This window comes from Gemmatimonadales bacterium (assembly GCA_036265815.1).
Lineage (GTDB): Bacteria > Gemmatimonadota > Gemmatimonadetes > Gemmatimonadales > GWC2-71-9 > CAVVWJ01.
Genome location: DATAOI010000052.1, coordinates 254,124 through 269,807, shown reverse-complemented (window position 1 = coordinate 269,807; position 15,684 = coordinate 254,124). Strand labels below are relative to the sequence as shown.

Sequence of the window (15,684 nt, the reverse complement as noted above, 5' to 3'; positions counted from 1 at the left end):
GATTCCCGTAATGCATCGATTTCATTGAACTCGGCCACCGCGGCTCACCCGGTGCGCGCCCATGCGGGCCGTTGCACGAGCGCGCAACAATATTCGTCGAGCAACTTGCGCGATTTTTTGGCTTCTGCCCTAAACCGGTGTTCTGCCGATCCTTGCCAGCTCGGGAGCGTCGACCATCAGCTGCTCCGCTCGTCGCAGCGCACGTTGATGAGCCCGGGCTCGAGCCGCAGGTGGGTGAACACCTGTGTCATGGTCACCGATCGGTAGGCGCAGGCCAGCACCGACCGGCGGGCACGGAACAGCACGGTACAGTTGCGCACGCTGCACTGGACGGTGGCCGCGCTTCCCTCGAGGGTGCCGCTTCGGGTCGAGAGCACCTGCGGCCAGGTCCTCCGGTCGCCCGCTTCCTCTACCCAGCGGGTCGAGTCATCCGCCGCCGGCCGGTCGGTGTAGCCGTTCTCCAGCACGAACTGCTCGGCGCAGTGGCGCGCCATGATCTCCATGCCCTCCCGCAGGTCACGCGTGAGCAGACACCGGTGCGGGTCCGCCCGCAGCCAGGGCGCCACCCTGTCCGGTGTCCGCGGGGGGCCGGCCCCTCCGCAGGCGAGCGCCAAGATCAGCAGGCAAGAGCCCGCGCAACGCATCGCTTGATCTCCACGGGCGACTCAGGCCAGCGAGATCCCCTCCTTGAGGACCCAGACCTTGGTCGCGAAGAACAGACGGATCATTGACCGGTAGTCGGCGGCGGTCACCAGCACGACCAGCGCCTGGCCATCGGTGCCCTTGGTCGGACGCACGTTCTGCTTGAGACGCATCCGGCCACGCAGCGCGTCGAACCAGGCGGGCAGGTCGTTCCGCTCCTCACCCCGCACCACGTCCTTGGTGCGGGCGCCACTGGGGTCGGCCAGAGCCACCTGGCAGTACCACCTGCCGCGCGCCTCTCCCTTGGTAGCCCGGGCGAACGTGAGGGAGCGATCGGTCAGCTCGGCCCACACCTTGAGGTTGGGGGTCGTGCGGGGCCGCACTTCCAGCCGCTGGCCCCTGACCTTGGGCACCCGCACCACGAATTCCCACTCGTTGCGGTTGGCGAAGTTGCCGTCGGTCACCGCGTAGCTCTGCTCGGTGCCGGAGACCGCCTCGCCCGCGAAGGTCCAGGTCGCGGCGCGCGACTCACCCGCCTTCACCGCCACTCGGTCAAGCTGATACCGCTTGCGGGATGCCATGGGCCGCCTCCGGAAAGGGAGAGTGGGTCAGGGATGGTTCCGGCTCACCCGCTGGCAGGGGCGGCGAGCCGTGCCAGATACGCCCGGATCCGCCGGGCATTGGTGCCGACGTCGCTTCCTCCAACCCGCGAGACCGACCGCACGTCCACTCTGCTCCCGGCCGGATCCGGCTCGATCCGAATCACGACGTCGTCCTTGAAGCCGAACCAGGGGGTCGTAGCGGTAGCCTCGATGCGGTGCGCGGTCGAGTCCGCAGCCACCAGCTCCCACCCCATCGCCCGTGCGGTGGCGAGGGCTCGGACAAACGCGGGACCGGGGGCGAGGTGTACCAGCAGGGGATGGAGATCGGGATACCCTTTGCGCTGAGCCGCCGCGACCTCGGGACCGCCGTAAGCGGCGGGATTCGGGGCGCCGGCCCGCAGCGGCAGAACCGCCACGAACTCCGGCGGATGCTCCAGGTCGGTGGTGATGTCGTGGATGGGCGGCACCCGGCGCGCTTGCTGGAGCCAGTGCCACGGCACGTAAGCCACGCCGCCACCGACGATCAGTGCCGCTGCCTGAAGCAGGACGGACCGCCGACCCGTCCGGGTCAGCAGGCTCACCAGCGCCGCGGCTACTGCGGCGAGTCCGATGTAGGCCGACCAGCGGAGCAGGCTGAAACCGGTTCCGAAGTCCCAGAGCCGGAGGCGCACGGCCGGCCCGGCGAGCAGCAGCAGGAGCAAGGCCACGCCCGCCAGCGCCGGGGCCGCCCATCGGAGCCGCATGCCGCCTCCTGTCCCAGATGTGGAGAGTCGATCGAAGATAGGAGATCGCACGGGCATCACACAACCGTGACGAGCACCCCACTACTATTGAGACAGTGCCCCCGGGCTAAATGCGTGGGCGGAAATCGAAACGGAGAACCATGGACGCACCGACCGCTCGGTGGATCGATCGGATGGGCCGCACGCTCGCGCGCCGCTTCCCGCGAGGCTTGGCGGGCACGACCATCCTGCTGCTGTCCAGCTGTGTGGGCACCCCGCGCGTGGCGGGGGTGCCCGCCGCCTCCCCGGCACCGCAGGTGCCCTGGACTCCGCCCACCGCGATTACCCGTCCCATCCACCCGGCGGACACCGCTGCCCGTGCCGCGCTGCCCGCGGGGCTGGCCGCTCGAATCACCAGGCTCACGCTGGCCGAAATCGTGGACCTGGGACTCAGCAACAACGCGGCGACCCGCCTCGCCTGGGCCAACGCCCAGACGGCTGCCGCCACCTACGGCTCGGAGCGGGGAGCGTGGCTGCCCACACTCGATGCGGACGTGAGCGCTTCCCGGATCAAGACCGTCGCCACCTCGGGCCGGATCTCGGTGGAGCAGTCGGTCCTGACGCCGAGTCTCACGCTGTCCTACCTGCTGCTCGATTTCGGCGGGCGCACCGGCCGGATCGAAGGCGCGCGGCAGCGGCTCTACTCCGCGGGATTCACCCACAACGCGACCATTCAATCGGTGGTGCTGCAGATCGAGGTCGCCTATTTCCAGTATCTGGCCAGCCGCTCCCTGCTGGGTGCGCAGCGGACCTCGCTGGAGGAAGCCCAGGCCAATCTCGCGGCCGCGGAGGAGCGGCGCCGGGTGGGTGTGGCCACCATCGCGGACGTGCTCCAGGCGCGGACGGCTGCGAGCCAGGCGCAGCTCAACCTGCAGACCACCGAGGGAGACCTGCAGACCGCTCGCGGCGCCCTCGCGCTCTCGCTGGGCCTCCCCGCCAACCTGCCGTACGACGTCGATTCGACCGCGGCGGCGGTGCCGGTGGCAGCGCTGACCGACAGCGTGAACGCGCTCATCGCGACAGCCTTGCAGGGCCGCCCCGACCTCGCCGCGGCCCGGGCGGAGGCCGAGGCAGCCCGGGCGGGCATCTCGGAAAGCCGGGCCAACCTGCTCCCTTCACTCAACCTGTCGGCGACCGGGGGCCGGACCTACGCCGGCAGCATTCCCAACGGCGCCAACAGCTACAACGTGAGCCTGGGGCTCAGCATCCCGCTGTTCAACGGGTTCTCCCGGCAATACGACGTCCGTGCCGCCCGGTTCCAGGCCGAAGCCGCGTCGGCGCAGACCGAGTCGCTTCGCCAGCAGGTGGTCTATCAGGTCTTCAGCTCCTACTACGCGCTGCAGACCGCCACCCGCCGGGTTCGCACCGCCGAGGACCTGGTGGCCAGCGCGCAGCAGTCCAATGAGGTCGCACTGGGGCGCTACAAGGGAGGCGTGGGAAGCGTGCTCGACCTGCTCCAGGCGCAGACGGCGCTGGCCGGCGCGCGAGCCCAGCATGTCGACGCCCGGCTGGCCTGGAGTGTGGCACTCGCCCAGCTGGCGCACGATTCCGGCGTGCTCGACCCGCGAGGCGGCAACCCGCTTCGCCTGACCACCGACACCACGGGCCGGGAACCGCGATGACGACCTTCCCCTCCATGCGGCTCCATGCCGCGCTCGTGCTGGTCACGTTGGCAGGCTGCCGGAAGACACAGGCCCCGCCGCCCGCGAGCGTCCCGGTGACCGTCGCCAGAGCCGAGCGGCGGCCGGTACCCTTCGACCTGGCTGCCACCGGAAGCGTCGAGCCACTCCAGACGGTGGCCGTGCTGCCGCAGGTGAGCGGTCCGCTGGTCCGGATCGCCTTCTCCGAGGGCCAGGAGGTCGAAAAAGGGCAGGTTCTCTTCCAGATCGACCCGCGGCCGTTCAAGGCCGCCCTGGACCAGGCCCAGGCGGCCCTGGATCGCGACCGGGCGCAGGCCACCAACGCCGAGCAGGACGCGAAGCGCTACGCCTCACTCTCGGAGAAGGAGTACGTGACGACGCAGCAGTACGATCAGGCCCGCACCACCGACGCGGCCGCCCGCGCCACCCTGGCCGGGAGCCAGGCCGCGGTCGAGCAGGCCCGGCTCAACCTGCAGTACGCCACCATCCGGGCGCCGATCGCCGGGCGGACCGGCAGTCTCAGGGTCCGGCAGGGAAACCTGGTGCGGACCACCGACGATGCGCCGCTGGTGACCATCAACCAGATCCGCCCGATCCTGGTGCGCTTCGCCGTGCCGGCGTCGAATCTCGGCGTGATCCAATCGCGGGCGCAGAAAGACCTGGTGATCCGGGCGGAGCCGACCGGGGGCGAAGCCGGCAGCGAGGGCCGGCTCTCCTTCGTCGATAACGCCGTCGACACGGCTACCGGCACGATCCTGCTCAAGGGGACGTTCGCCAACGGGGACGGCGCCCTCTGGCCGGGCGAGTTCGTCAACGTGCGGCTCAGGCTCTATACCGAGGAGAACGCGCTGGTGGTCCCGTCGTCCGCGGTCGTCTCCGGGCAACAGGGCACCTATGCGTTCGTGATCCAGCCGAACGGGACCGCCGGCACCAGGAAGCTGAAGGTGGAGCGCTCGGCGGGGGACGTGAGCGTGGTGAGCGGAGAAGTGCAGCCGGGGGACCAGGTGGTCACGGACGGCCAGCTCCGCCTGCGGGTGGGGTCGAAGGTACAGATCAACAGTCCGGGCGACAGCGTCCGGTCGGGGGCAGGAGCATCATGAACTTCACCGGACTCTTCATTCGTCGGCCGGTCATGACCACGCTGGTCATGGCGGGCATCCTGATCTTCGGCATCGTCGCGTACCGGCTGCTGCCGGTGAGCGACCTTCCCACCGTGGACTACCCCACGGTGTCGGTGAGCGCCAGCCTGCCGGGGGCGAGTCCGGAAACGATGGCCGCCTCGGTGGCCACGCCGCTGGAGAAACAGTTCTCGACCATCCCCGGGGTCACCGCGATGACCTCCACCAGCAGTCAGGGGAGCACGTCGATCACCCTGCAGTTCGCCCTGAGCCGCAATATCGACGATGCGGCGCAGGACGTTCAATCCGCCATCTCCAAGACCCAGCGCACCCTGCCCCAGGACATGCTGCCGCCGAGCTACCAGAAGGTCGACCCCTCTGCCAGCCCGATCCTGTATTTCGCGCTCCGCACCACAACGCTTTCGCTCTCCCAGCTCGACGAGTACGCGGAGAACACCCTGGCCCAGCGCCTGTCCACCATCGACGGGGTGGCTCAGGTGCAGGTCTACGGGTCGCAGAAATACGCAGTGCGCATCCAGCTCGACCCCCAGGCGCTCGCGGCCCGTGGCATCGGCATCGACGAGGTCTCCCTGGCGGTACAGAACGGGAACGTGAACCTGCCGACCGGCACGCTCTGGGGTACGGATAAGGCCTATTCCGTCGAGTCCAACGGGCAGCTCAACAACGCGGCGGACTTCGGCGCGCTGGCGGTGGCCTATCGCGATGGCGCGCCGGTCCGGCTCAGGGACCTGGGCCGGGTGGTGGACAGCGTCCAGGATACCAAGCAGGCAAGCTGGTTCAACGGCGACCGGGCCATCGTGCTCGCCATTCAGCGCCAGCCCGGCACCAACACCGTGGCCGTGGCGCAGCGGGTGAAAGCCGAGCTGGCCAAGCTCCGGCCGGATCTGCCGGCGTCGGTGGACGTCTCCACGCTGTACGACCGGTCCCAATCCATCGAGCAGTCGGTGAGCGACGTCAAGTTCACCCTCTTCCTCGCGCTCTGCCTGGTGGTGCTGGTGATCTTCCTCTTTCTCCGGAACCTCCGGGCCACGATCATCCCCAGCCTGGCCCTGCCGATGTCGCTGGTGGGCACCTTCGCGGTGATGTACCTGCTGGACTACAGCCTCGACAACCTCTCGCTGATGGCGCTCACGCTGGCCGTGGGCTTCGTAGTGGACGACGCGATCGTGGTGCTGGAGAACATCGTGCGTCACATCGAGCGGGGGGAGAGCGTGATGGAGGCGGCGCTGGCCGGCAGCCGGGAGATCGGCTTCACCGTGATCTCGATGACCCTCTCGCTGGTGGCCGTGTTCATCCCGGTGCTGTTTCTCGGCGGGCTGATCGGGCGGCTGTTCCAGGAGTTCGCGGTCACCATCGCGGTGGCCATCCTGGTCTCCGGCTTCGTCTCGCTCACCCTCACCCCGATGCTCTGCAGCCGCTGGCTCAAGCCGGCGGAGGCGAACGAGCGGCACGGCCGACTCTACCAGATGAGCGAGCGGGTCTGGGAGGGGGCGCTCTCCGGGTATGAGCGGAGCCTCGCCTGGGTGATGGACCGGCGGGGACTGGCGATGGCATTCAGCGGGCTCATCCTGGTGGGGACGGTGCTCCTGGGGCTCGTGGTGCCCAAGGGGTTCATCCCCAGCGAGGACCAGGGCCAGCTGTTCGGGACCACGGAGACGGCCGAAGGCACCAGCTTCGACAACATGGTGCAGCACCAGCGGGCCGCGGCCGCGATCGTGAAGGAGGATCGCAACGTCGAGGGCTTCATGTCGGCGGTGGGCGGTGGCGGGCGAAACACCACCACCAACCAGGGCCGCCTGCTGATCCACCTCAAGCCGCGCGCCCAGCGTTCGATGGACGCGGACGCGGTGGCCCGGTCACTGACACAGAAGCTCGCCGCGGTGCCGGGGATGCGGGTCTACCTCACCAATCCGCCGGTGATCAATATCGGCGGGCGCTCCTCCAAGAGTCAGTATCAGTTCACCCTGCAGGGGTCGGATATCGGCACGCTGTACCAGGCGGCCGGCACCATGGAGCAGAAGCTCCACGAGGTGAACGGGCTGACCGACATCACCAGCGATCTGCAGGTCAAGAACCCCCAGGTGCAGGTGACCATCGCCCGCGACCGCGCCGCCGCCCTCGGCATCGACGTGAACACCATCGAGAGCGCGCTGTACGACGCCTATGGCGCCCGGCAGGTGAGCACCATCTTCACCCCCAACGACCAGTACTGGGTGGTGATGGAGCTGCTGCCGCAATACCAGCGCGACCTGTCGGCCCTCAACCTGCTGCACATCACCGGGCGGAACGGCGTTCCGGTGCCGCTGGGGAGCCTGGCGCAGGTGACCCCCTCCACCGGTCCGCTGACGGTAAACCATTCGGGGCAGCTTCCGTCGGTGACGCTCTCGTTCAATCTCGCGCCCGGCACATCGCTGGGCGCGGCGGTGAGCCAGGTGGATCGGCTGGCCCGCCAGTCGCTGCCCGCGAGCATCGGCACCAGCTTCTCGGGAACCGCCCAGGCCTTCCAGTCGGCCCAGCAGGGGCTGCTGATCCTGCTGGTGCTCGCGATCGTGGTGATCTACCTCGTCCTCGGCATTCTCTACGAGAGCTTCGTCCACCCGCTCACGATTCTCTCGGGGCTTCCCTTCGCGGGGTTCGGCGCCCTGCTCGTGCTGGTCATCTTTCAGCTCGACCTCAGCGTCTACGCGTTCGTGGGCATCATCATGCTCATCGGGCTGGTCAAGAAGAACGCGATCATGATGATCGACTTCGCCATCGAGGCGGAGCGCCAGGAGCACAAGAGTGCCCGCGCGGCCATCCTGGAAGCGGCGAGCGTGCGATTCCGGCCGATCATGATGACCACTTGTGCCGCGCTCATGGGCACCTTGCCCATCGCGCTGGGCGCCGGCGCGGGTGCCGAGTCGCGGCGGCCCCTTGGCGTGGCGGTAGTGGGCGGACTCGCCTTTTCGCAGATCATCACGCTGTACATCACGCCGGTGGTGTACACCTATCTCGACGCGTTCCAGTCGTGGGCCAGCGGACGGAAGCGGCGCGATGAGGCGCCCAGGGCGGAAGTTCCGGAGGAGCGGATGCCGGCGCTGGCGGGCTGAGGTTTCACAGCTCGGGTACGGCTGCGGGCTCCGGCGCGACCCGGTACCCACGGCGGCCGCCCGCCGTCGTGCCCACCCGGAGGGCCAGAGCCGCGGCCACCAGGCAGAGGCCGGCGGATGCCCAGAACGCCGGACGATAGTCGCCCACCGTGGTCCGCACCCAGGCGGCGGAATAGGCGGTGAGGGCGGCTCCGACCTGATGTCCCGCCGCGATCCAGCCGAACATGACGGGAGCGCGCTCCGCTCCGAACGCGTCGGTTGCGAGCCGGAGCGTGGGCGGCACCGTGGCGATCCAGTCCAGGCCGTACCACACCGCAAAGACCCAGATCCCCGCGTCATGGCCCGCCAGCGCGAACGGCAAATAGAAGAGCGACAGCCCGCGCAACCCGTAGTACCAGGCGAGCAGGTGCCGGCTGCTCCAGCGGTCGGACAGCCAGCCCGCGCCGGTCGTTCCTACCAGGTCGAACATTCCCATCAGCGCCAGCATGCTCGCCGCCCGGACTTCGGGGATGCCGTGGTCGTGCGCCGCGGGGATCAGGTGGGTGCCGATGAGTCCGTTGGTCGAGGCCCCGCAGATGAAGAAGGTCGCGAAGAGCAGCCAGAAGTCCCGGGAACGGGCGCCTTGGGCCAGGGCCATGACCGCCGCGCGCGCGGGGTTGCCGCTCGACGCCGGCTGCGGGTCCAGCGCCGAGGCGCCGTAGGGGGCCAGGCCCAGGTCACGCGGACGCTCCCGGAGGAACAGGGCCACCAGGGGCGCCGCGAGCGCCACGGCGCCTGCCACCGTGAGCACCGCTGGTCGCCAGCCGTAGTGCTGGATGATCGAGGCGAGGAGCGGCAGGAAGACGAGCTGTCCCGTCGCCGCGCTGGCCGTGAGCAGTCCCATCGCGAGGCCCCGCCGTGCACGGAACCAGCGGTTCGCCACGGTGGCCCCGAGGACCAGCGCCGCCATCCCGCTGCCGATGCCCACTACCACGCCCCACAGCAGCACCAGCTGCCACGGCTGGCTCACCAGGGTGGAGAGACTCACGCCGAGTGCGAGCAGGGCGAGCGCGACCAGGGTCGTCCGCCGGATGCCCAGCCGCTGCATGAGCGCGCCGGCGAACGGTCCCATGAGCCCGTACAGCAGGATGTTCACCGAGATGGCGAGCGCGATGGTCGAGCGCGACCAGCCGAACTCCTGCTCCAGCGGGATGATCAGCACCGCAGGCGTGGCCCGGACGCCGGCGGCGGCGAGCAGCACCACGAAAGTGACGCCGAGGACGAGCCAGGCGTAGTGCGGCGTGCCACTGCGTCCGGGGCTCATCGCTCGCTTGCTTCCCGAAGGATCAGGCTGCAGCAGGTGACGCCGCCTTCCGCCTTGGCGAGCTCCGACGCGTCCACCGTTCGGACGGAAATGCCGCGGGACTCAAGCGTGGTTCGAGTTCGAGGAAACGCCGACGGGTAGATCACGGTCCCGCCGATCTGGAGCGCATTCCCTCCGAACGGCTCGGCTGGATCGACTGGGATGAGCTCCAGCCCCGGAAAGGTCTCCGGCCGTACCCAATCCCGGTTGATCAGGAGCGTCCGCTCGGCGACCTCGCTGACGGCCGACTTGAGATGGAGAGCGCCCGATACTTCGACCGTAGACACCCCATAGCCCAACGGCGCCAGGTGACGGGCCAGCTGGCGGATCCCGTCCAGGTTAGTGCGGGAGGAGAGGCCCACATAGACCGAGCGTCCGACCCGCAGCACGTCTCCCCCGTCGAGAGTGCCCGGCGGCTCGATGCTGAGCAGCGGCCGGTGCAGCCGCAACGCGTCCGCCACGTCCGCCGTCTCCGCTCGGCGCGACTCGGCGCCTGGCCGGGTGATCACCGCCAGCTCGTCGAGCACTACGGCCGTGTCTTCGATGAAGACGCCATCCGCCTTGTCCCTGCCGCCGGGCACCCGGCACACCCGGCAGCCCAGCTCGGTGAGGCAGCGCTCGTAACTCTCGTGCTGCCGCGCGGCCGTCTTCACGTCGATCGGCTGGCGGACCAGATGGGTCAGCTCGCAATCGGCGATAGCGGGGCTGACCTCGCGGGTGAACGCGAGCATCTGCGGGCTCAGCCGGCCACCCGGCGCGGACGCCGCACCAGCTCGCCGCCGCAATTGGGGCAGCGCTGCTCCATGGCCACCGAGCACCCGGGGCAGAAGGTGCACTCGTAGCTGCAGATGAAGGCCAGGTCCTCGTGCTCCAACGATCGCTGGCACTTCTCGCATTGACTCCGCATCTCCAGCGGCATGGCGTCTCCCGTCGTGGCGCGTAGGCTAGCCGAACTTCTCCGATTTGAGCTGGTCCAGTGCGGCGGTCACCTCGTCGAGCGGGATCCACCCGATCCCGCGATCGTCGATGACCGAGCGGTGGGGCGAGCGGTACGGCAGCCACGGCATGATCCCCGGCTGCCCGTGGTACAGGCCCACCGTGGGGATCTTCCACGCCGCGGCCAGATGCACCACCGCCGTGTCGGGCGTGAGCACCAGATCGAACTCGTGGATCACCGCGGCGAACTCGTGGAGCGATGTCAGCGGTGGCACCGGCTCGAGCCCCGTGGCCGCCGCGACCGCCGCGACCTCCTCGGCGTCTCGGGGCGCGCCGCAGACGCTGACCTCGAAGCGCTCGTCAGTGGCGGCCAGATGCCGGATCAGCGCGACGAAGTTGTCCCGTCCCCAGTATCGTTCGGGGCCGCGGCCCGAGATGTTGACGCCCAGCCGGAGCGGCCGGCTGCGAGGGCCGAGCAGCTCGCGCGCGCGCCGCTGGTCCGCCTCGCTCAGGCGGTACTCCAGGTCGAGGGGCACCGTGGCCGGGTCGATGCCGAAGGGCAGCAGCAGCTGCGCCAGGCGCTCGACAGGGTGCACGGTCGCCCGGTCCAGCAGTGGAGCCGCGTGGGAATAGTAGCCGGCATCGGCGTGCGCCAGTCCCACCGCGAGGCGCGCGCCGCACCAGCCGATCACCACCCGGGAGATGGCCGACGGGTTGTCGACCAGATCGACCACCACGTCGTACCGCTCCCGACGCAGCGCGCGCAGGAGGGCCAGGGCGCTCGGGAGCGTCTTGTCGTAGCGCCAGACCCGATCCACGAACGGCGCCACGGCGTCCCGCGCCGCGTAGTTGTTGCGGCTGACCAGCAGATGGATCCGGCCGGCCGGGTAACGCTGCCGGAGCGCCCGCAGCACCGGAATTCCCACCAGCACGTCTCCGATCCGCTCCTGCCGCATCAGCAGAATGGCCGGTGCGGCGGGGAGCCGCAGCAGGTCTTCCGCCCCGGTCGCCATCGCTCCGGTGAATTGCCGCCGCCCGCTCCGGAGCAGGCGCCGTCGGACGAAGTGCTCGACCGGCTTGAGGGAGAGGCGCACCAGTGGGCCGAAGCTCCGGAACCTAGAGATCGTAGAGTGCGCCGTACTTGGCAGCGAGCGCGTCCACCAGGGGCCGGTGGTCCGGCGCCGATCCCGTCACCACCTCGATCAATCGCGTCGACGGATGCCGCCCACCCTGGCGATACACCCGTTCGCCGAGCCAGCGCACCAGCTCGGCGAATTCTCCCCGGGCGAACTGCTCGTCCAGATCACCCAGCTCCGCCGCCGCCCTGGCAAAGAGCTGGGCCCCGAACACATCGCCCAGGGTGTAGGTCGGGAAATAGCCGATCAGGCCGTCCGCCCAGTGGCCATCCTGGAGGCAGCCTTCCGCGTCGTTCTCGGGGGTGACGCCGAGGTGGTGCCGGTAGCCGTCGCTCCAGGCGTCGGGAACGTCGGCGGCGGCGAGCTTGCCGGAAATGAGTGCCCGCTCCAGGTCGAAGCGCACCAGCGTGTGGAGGTTGTAGGTCACCTCGTCGGCGTTCACCCGGATGAGCGAAGGGGAGACGCCATTCACCGCGAAGTGCAGCTGGTCCAGCTCGACGTCGCCCAGGCTCTCGGGAAAGAGCCGGCGAGCGGCGGGGAAGAAGTGCTCCCAGAAGCTCCGGCTCCGTCCCACCCGATTCTCCCAGAACCGGGCCTGCGACTCGTCCATTCCTACCGACGCCGCCTCCCCCATCGGGGTGGCGTAATGGGCCGGATCGAGGCCCTGCTCGTAGAGTCCGTGCCCCACCTCGTGGAGAATGGTGAACAGCCCGGACGCGAAATCGCGCTCGTCGTACCGCACCGAGATCCGGCAGTCACCCGAGCCGATGCTGGTGCAGGAGGGATGCACCCCCAGGTCCATCCGCCCGCGGCTGAAGTCGAAGCCCACCGCCGCGGCGACGGTCTCACCGAAGCGGCGCTGCCGGTCGCGGGGAAACGGCCGCCGGAGAATGGAGCGGTCGGGCTGGCGGGTGGCCCCGGCGATCCGGGCCGCCAGGGGGACGAGGTCCCGCCGGAGCGCATCGAAGAGGCGGGCCACCACGGCGCTGCTGAGACCCGGCTCGTAGTCTTCGATCAGCGCGTCATACGGCTCGCTCTCATAGCCCACGCACTCCGCCTCGGCGCGCTTGAGCGAGACGATGCGCTCGAGCCACGGGCGGAAGCGGCCGAACTCCGCATTCTGCCGGGCCCCAGCCCACGCTTTCTGGGCCAGGGCCGTGGTGCGGGCGACGTCCTCGACCAGGCGACGAGGGAGCCGAACGTAGCGGTCGTACTCCCGGCGGAGCGCGCGCACGTTCACCGCGGGAGGCGAAGCCGGGTCGGCCAGCAGGTCGGACCCCTCCAGCTCAGCCAGCAGCTCGCCAACCCGCGGATCGGTGCCGCGCTCGTGCAGCAGGCCGGCCACCAGGGCCATCTGCTCGCTACGATTCTCCACCCCCCCGGCCGGCATGTACGTCTCCTCGTCCCACTCGAGCAAGGCGTCGATGGTGGTGAGGAGGGCCTCCTCCCGCACTCGGCGGATCAGCTCGTCGTAGGCCTTGTCCCCGCGCATGATCTCCCGTGGTCAAGGGTCAGGCAGTAACATACACGTTCACGCCCCGACCGAGCCGACACCAGCCCCGAGACGATCATGCTGACCGCTGCCGAAGAGCTGGGCCTCGGCGGACTGGCTTTGAGCAGCCGGGTGCAGCGCGCGCTCTACGGCCTTCCCGAGCCCGAGCTGCTGCAGCTGATCGAGCGGCTGCGGCAGGGCGCGATCGAGCGGCACGTCATCTATCTCCACGACGGCACCATCGACCCCGTCCGCATCCTGCCCTGCCCCATCACCGTGGTGCCCGACCAGCTCGCGTACATCCACCATATCACTCTCAGCGTCCAGAACGCGCTCAAACGGCTGGCGCCCCTCTATTTCAGCGACCCCGCGGTGCGGGAAATCCTCCGGCTGCCGGCGGAGGAAGAGCGCTGGCTGCGCGAATGCTGGGGGCCGAGCCAGGAGCTGCACAATCCGATCTTCGGACGGCTGGACGCGCTGATCGACTTCACCAGTCCGATGTGGAAGGAGTCGCTCCGGTTCGTCGAGCCCAACCTGAGCGGCATCGGCGGCCTCCACATGGTGCCGACCGCCGAGCGGCTCCTGGCCGACATCGTGGTGCCGGCGCTCCGGGAGCGGGATCCAGAGCTCGACCTCCGGCTGGGTCATGACATGCGGGAGCTGCTCACCCGGGAGATCTTGGATCACATGGCCGCCATCGGCTGTGGCCCCCATCTCTGTTTCATCGAGCCCAAGTATTCCGGGACCGGTCCCGACGAGCAGGAGGAGATCGCGCGCTATCTGCGCGACCGCCACGGCCTGTCGGTGGATCACGCGGATCCATCGGAGCTGGAGCTGTACCACGGGCGAGTGGCGTACCAGGGGACCAACGTCGACCTCGGCTACCGGGACTACGGAGTCACCGATCTGCTGGAGCTCGAGGCGGAGGGCGTGGACGTCGAGCCGATGCGCGTACTGCTGCGGGAGAACCGGCTCATCTCCTCGATCGCGGCCGACCTCGATCAGAAGAGCTGCTGGGAAGTGCTCACCGACCCCGATCTCTGCCGGCGCTACTTCAGCCCCGACGAGCGGCAACTGTTCCAGCGGCACATCCTCTGGACCCGGGTGCTCTCCGACCGCCGGACGATGCTCCCCGACGGCCGGGTGGGCGATCTGCTGGAGTACACCAGGAGTTGCCACGAGCAGCTGGTCCTCAAGCCCAACCGGTCGTACGGGGGCGAGGGGATCGTCATCGGGCCAGCGGTTACCTCCGGCGAATGGGAAGCCGCGCTGGAGGCCGCGCTGGCCGATCCCCACGAGCGCTGGGTGGCCCAGCAGCTCGCGACCATTCCGGTGCGGGAGTTCCCCATCCTAGGGGGCGACGGCACGGTGCACGCCGAGCCGTTCTATACGGTGATGGGCTTCGCGGCGAACCAGGAGGGTGTGGCGATCCTGGCCCGGGCGTCCCAGAAGCAGGTGGTGAACGTGGCGCAGCACGGCGGGCTCTGCGGAGTGATGGTGAGCCACTCGCTCCCGGCGATCGGCGCGTGAGCGCGTGGGCTCAGTGCCCCCGGCCGCGTCCCGCGGGTCCCCGCGGCGGGCCGCGCCGGCTGCGCTCCGCCAGCCGCTGACCCTCGCGCCGCTCGGCCTTGGCCTTGGCGCGGGCGCGGTCCTCCGCCTTCTTGGCCCTGATCCCCGCGATCCGCTCGGCCAGGGGGACCTCGAATCTTCCCTCCGGCTTGGCGCTGTAATCGAAGTCGGGAACGGTCACTCGCGGGAGTCGTTTGCCCACGGCGCGCTCGATGTTTCTCAGGTCTCCCTCCTCCTCCGGCGAGACGAAGGTGAAGGCGTCCCCGATGGCCTCCGCCCGGGCGGTGCGACCCACCCGGTGGATGTAGTCTTCCGGCACCGTGGGCACGTCGAAGTTCACCACGTGGCCCAGCTCCACCACGTCGATGCCGCGCGCCGCGATGTCGGTGGCCACCAGCACCCGGTGCTTCCCGCTCTTGAACCCGGCGAGCGCCTCGGTCCGCTGGGTCTGCGATCGGTTCCCGTGGATTCGCTCCGCCTTGATGCCGTGACGCACCAAGTACTCCGCCAGCCGGTTGGTTCGGTGCTTGGTGCGGGTGAAGACCAGGACGTCCTGCATCTCCCCCCGGTTGAGCAGGGTCAGGAGGAGGGCGGACTTGAGCTCCTGGTGGACGGGGTACACGGCCTGGGTGATCCCCACGGCCGGCGCCGCCTTCCGTTCCAGCTGGATCATGGCGGGGTCGCGTAGCATCTCCCGGGTGAGCGCCAGGATCGGCGGCGGCATCGTCGCGCTGAAGAAGAAGGTCTGGCGGCGCGAGGGCAGGTGGCGCAGCACTCGGCGGATGTCCGGCAGGAAGCCCATGTCGAGCATCCGGTCGGCCTCGTCGAGCACCAGGTACTCGATGCCGGGGAGCTTGGCGTACGGCGCCTTGAAATGGTCGAGCAGGCGACCCGGCGTGGCGATGAGCACGTCGACCCCGCTGCGGAAGGCGTGCTCCTGGGGACCCATGCCGACCCCGCCGAACACGGCCGCGGCGGTGACCGGCGTGTGCACCGCGAGATCGTTGAGATCCTCCAGGATCTGGGCGGCGAGCTCACGGGTGGGCGTGAGTACTAGGGCACGCGTCGTGCGGCGAGTCTGGTCGATCAGCCGGTGCAGGATCGGCAGCAGGAAGGCTGCGGTCTTGCCGCTCCCGGTCATGGCGCAGGCCAGCACGTCCCGCCCGGCCAGGGCCGGCGGGATGGCATCGGCCTGGATCGGTGTCGGGCGGGCGAAGCCGAGCTCCCGGATGCCTTTGAGGAGATTTGGATGCAGCTTGAGTTCAGCGAACGGCACGGGACCTCGGGGAAGGGGGCAAGGTGGGGCAGGGTGAGG

At 69.5% G+C, this 15,684-nt stretch carries 13 protein-coding genes; 4 read left to right on the top strand and 9 right to left on the bottom strand.

All coding sequences use genetic code 11. The annotated features are described in order from the left end of the window. Positions 1–176: 176 nt before the first annotated feature. The 3 genes from VHR41_12280 to VHR41_12270 all read right to left on the bottom strand — a co-directional run bounded on the left by VHR41_12280 (position 177) and on the right by VHR41_12270 (position 1,987). Positions 177–566: a hypothetical protein gene (locus VHR41_12280; GenBank protein ID HEX3234970.1), complete on the bottom strand. Its 390-nt coding sequence runs from the start codon at positions 564–566 to the stop codon at positions 177–179. A 99-nt stretch (positions 567–665) separates the two neighbouring features. After that, positions 666–1,223 (bottom strand): hypothetical protein, encoded by a 558-nt coding sequence (locus VHR41_12275; GenBank protein ID HEX3234969.1) that lies wholly within the window; start codon positions 1,221–1,223, stop codon positions 666–668. Between the two features lie 44 nt (positions 1,224–1,267). After that, positions 1,268–1,987, bottom strand: coding sequence for a DUF1499 domain-containing protein (locus VHR41_12270; protein ID HEX3234968.1), 720 nt, complete (start codon positions 1,985–1,987; stop codon positions 1,268–1,270). Between the two features lie 140 nt (positions 1,988–2,127). Between VHR41_12270 and VHR41_12265 the strand changes: the two genes are divergently transcribed. From VHR41_12265 to VHR41_12255, 3 genes are read left to right on the top strand one after another with little or no spacing between them, the layout of a single operon-like run. After that, on the top strand, positions 2,128–3,648 hold the full coding sequence (locus tag VHR41_12265; GenBank protein HEX3234967.1) for a TolC family protein: 1,521 nt from the start codon (positions 2,128–2,130) through the stop codon (positions 3,646–3,648). Next, a complete protein-coding gene (locus tag VHR41_12260; protein ID HEX3234966.1) occupies positions 3,645–4,766 on the top strand; it encodes an efflux RND transporter periplasmic adaptor subunit in 1,122 nt (373 codons plus the stop codon). The genes VHR41_12265 and VHR41_12260 overlap by 4 nt, the downstream gene beginning before the upstream one ends. Next, positions 4,763–7,894 carry an efflux RND transporter permease subunit gene (locus VHR41_12255; protein ID HEX3234965.1) on the top strand — a complete coding sequence of 1,044 codons (3,132 nt, stop codon included), beginning with the start codon at positions 4,763–4,765 and terminating at the stop codon, positions 7,892–7,894. The genes VHR41_12260 and VHR41_12255 overlap by 4 nt, the downstream gene beginning before the upstream one ends. 4 nt (positions 7,895–7,898) lie before the next feature. Here the strand turns inward: VHR41_12255 and VHR41_12250 are convergent, their stop codons facing one another. From VHR41_12250 to VHR41_12230, 5 genes are read right to left on the bottom strand one after another with little or no spacing between them, the layout of a single operon-like run. Next, positions 7,899–9,197 (bottom strand): MFS transporter, encoded by a 1,299-nt coding sequence (locus VHR41_12250; GenBank protein HEX3234964.1) that lies wholly within the window; start codon positions 9,195–9,197, stop codon positions 7,899–7,901. Next, positions 9,194–9,967 (bottom strand): N(G),N(G)-dimethylarginine dimethylaminohydrolase, encoded by a 774-nt coding sequence (locus tag VHR41_12245; GenBank protein ID HEX3234963.1) that lies wholly within the window; start codon positions 9,965–9,967, stop codon positions 9,194–9,196. Before VHR41_12245 ends, VHR41_12250 begins: the two co-directional genes overlap by 4 nt. A gap of 8 nt (positions 9,968–9,975) precedes the next feature. Further along, positions 9,976–10,155: a DUF1272 domain-containing protein gene (locus VHR41_12240; protein HEX3234962.1), complete on the bottom strand. Its 180-nt coding sequence runs from the start codon at positions 10,153–10,155 to the stop codon at positions 9,976–9,978. A gap of 25 nt (positions 10,156–10,180) precedes the next feature. Further along, positions 10,181–11,266, bottom strand: coding sequence for a glycosyltransferase family 9 protein (locus tag VHR41_12235; GenBank protein HEX3234961.1), 1,086 nt, complete (start codon positions 11,264–11,266; stop codon positions 10,181–10,183). 22 nt (positions 11,267–11,288) lie between these two features. Further along, positions 11,289–12,800 (bottom strand): carboxypeptidase M32, encoded by a 1,512-nt coding sequence (locus tag VHR41_12230; GenBank protein HEX3234960.1) that lies wholly within the window; start codon positions 12,798–12,800, stop codon positions 11,289–11,291. A gap of 78 nt (positions 12,801–12,878) precedes the next feature. Between VHR41_12230 and VHR41_12225 the strand changes: the two genes are divergently transcribed. Beyond that, positions 12,879–14,330, top strand: a complete 1,452-nt coding sequence (locus VHR41_12225) for a hypothetical protein (protein ID HEX3234959.1) — start codon at positions 12,879–12,881, stop codon at positions 14,328–14,330. A gap of 10 nt (positions 14,331–14,340) precedes the next feature. Here the strand turns inward: VHR41_12225 and VHR41_12220 are convergent, their stop codons facing one another. Next, a complete protein-coding gene (locus VHR41_12220) occupies positions 14,341–15,645 on the bottom strand; it encodes a DEAD/DEAH box helicase (GenBank protein HEX3234958.1) in 1,305 nt (434 codons plus the stop codon). Between the last annotated feature and the right edge of the window lie 39 nt (positions 15,646–15,684).

Bases quoted from the DNA above. Each gene is read 5' to 3' on its own strand.
- VHR41_12275 (HEX3234969.1), bottom strand. From the start codon at position 1,223: ATGGCATCCCGCAAGCGGTATCAGCTTGACCGAGTGGCGGTGAAGGCG.
- VHR41_12270 (HEX3234968.1), bottom strand. From the start codon at position 1,987: ATGCGGCTCCGATGGGCGGCCCCGGCGCTGGCGGGCGTGGCCTTGCTC.
- VHR41_12265 (HEX3234967.1), top strand. From the start codon at position 2,128: ATGGACGCACCGACCGCTCGGTGGATCGATCGGATGGGCCGCACGCTC.
- VHR41_12260 (HEX3234966.1), top strand. From the start codon at position 3,645: ATGACGACCTTCCCCTCCATGCGGCTCCATGCCGCGCTCGTGCTGGTC.
- VHR41_12255 (HEX3234965.1), top strand. From the start codon at position 4,763: ATGAACTTCACCGGACTCTTCATTCGTCGGCCGGTCATGACCACGCTG.
- VHR41_12250 (HEX3234964.1), bottom strand. From the start codon at position 9,197: ATGAGCCCCGGACGCAGTGGCACGCCGCACTACGCCTGGCTCGTCCTC.
- VHR41_12245 (HEX3234963.1), bottom strand. From the start codon at position 9,967: ATGCTCGCGTTCACCCGCGAGGTCAGCCCCGCTATCGCCGATTGCGAG.
- VHR41_12240 (HEX3234962.1), bottom strand. From the start codon at position 10,155: ATGCCGCTGGAGATGCGGAGTCAATGCGAGAAGTGCCAGCGATCGTTG.
- VHR41_12230 (HEX3234960.1), bottom strand. From the start codon at position 12,800: ATGCGCGGGGACAAGGCCTACGACGAGCTGATCCGCCGAGTGCGGGAG.
- VHR41_12225 (HEX3234959.1), top strand. From the start codon at position 12,879: ATGCTGACCGCTGCCGAAGAGCTGGGCCTCGGCGGACTGGCTTTGAGC.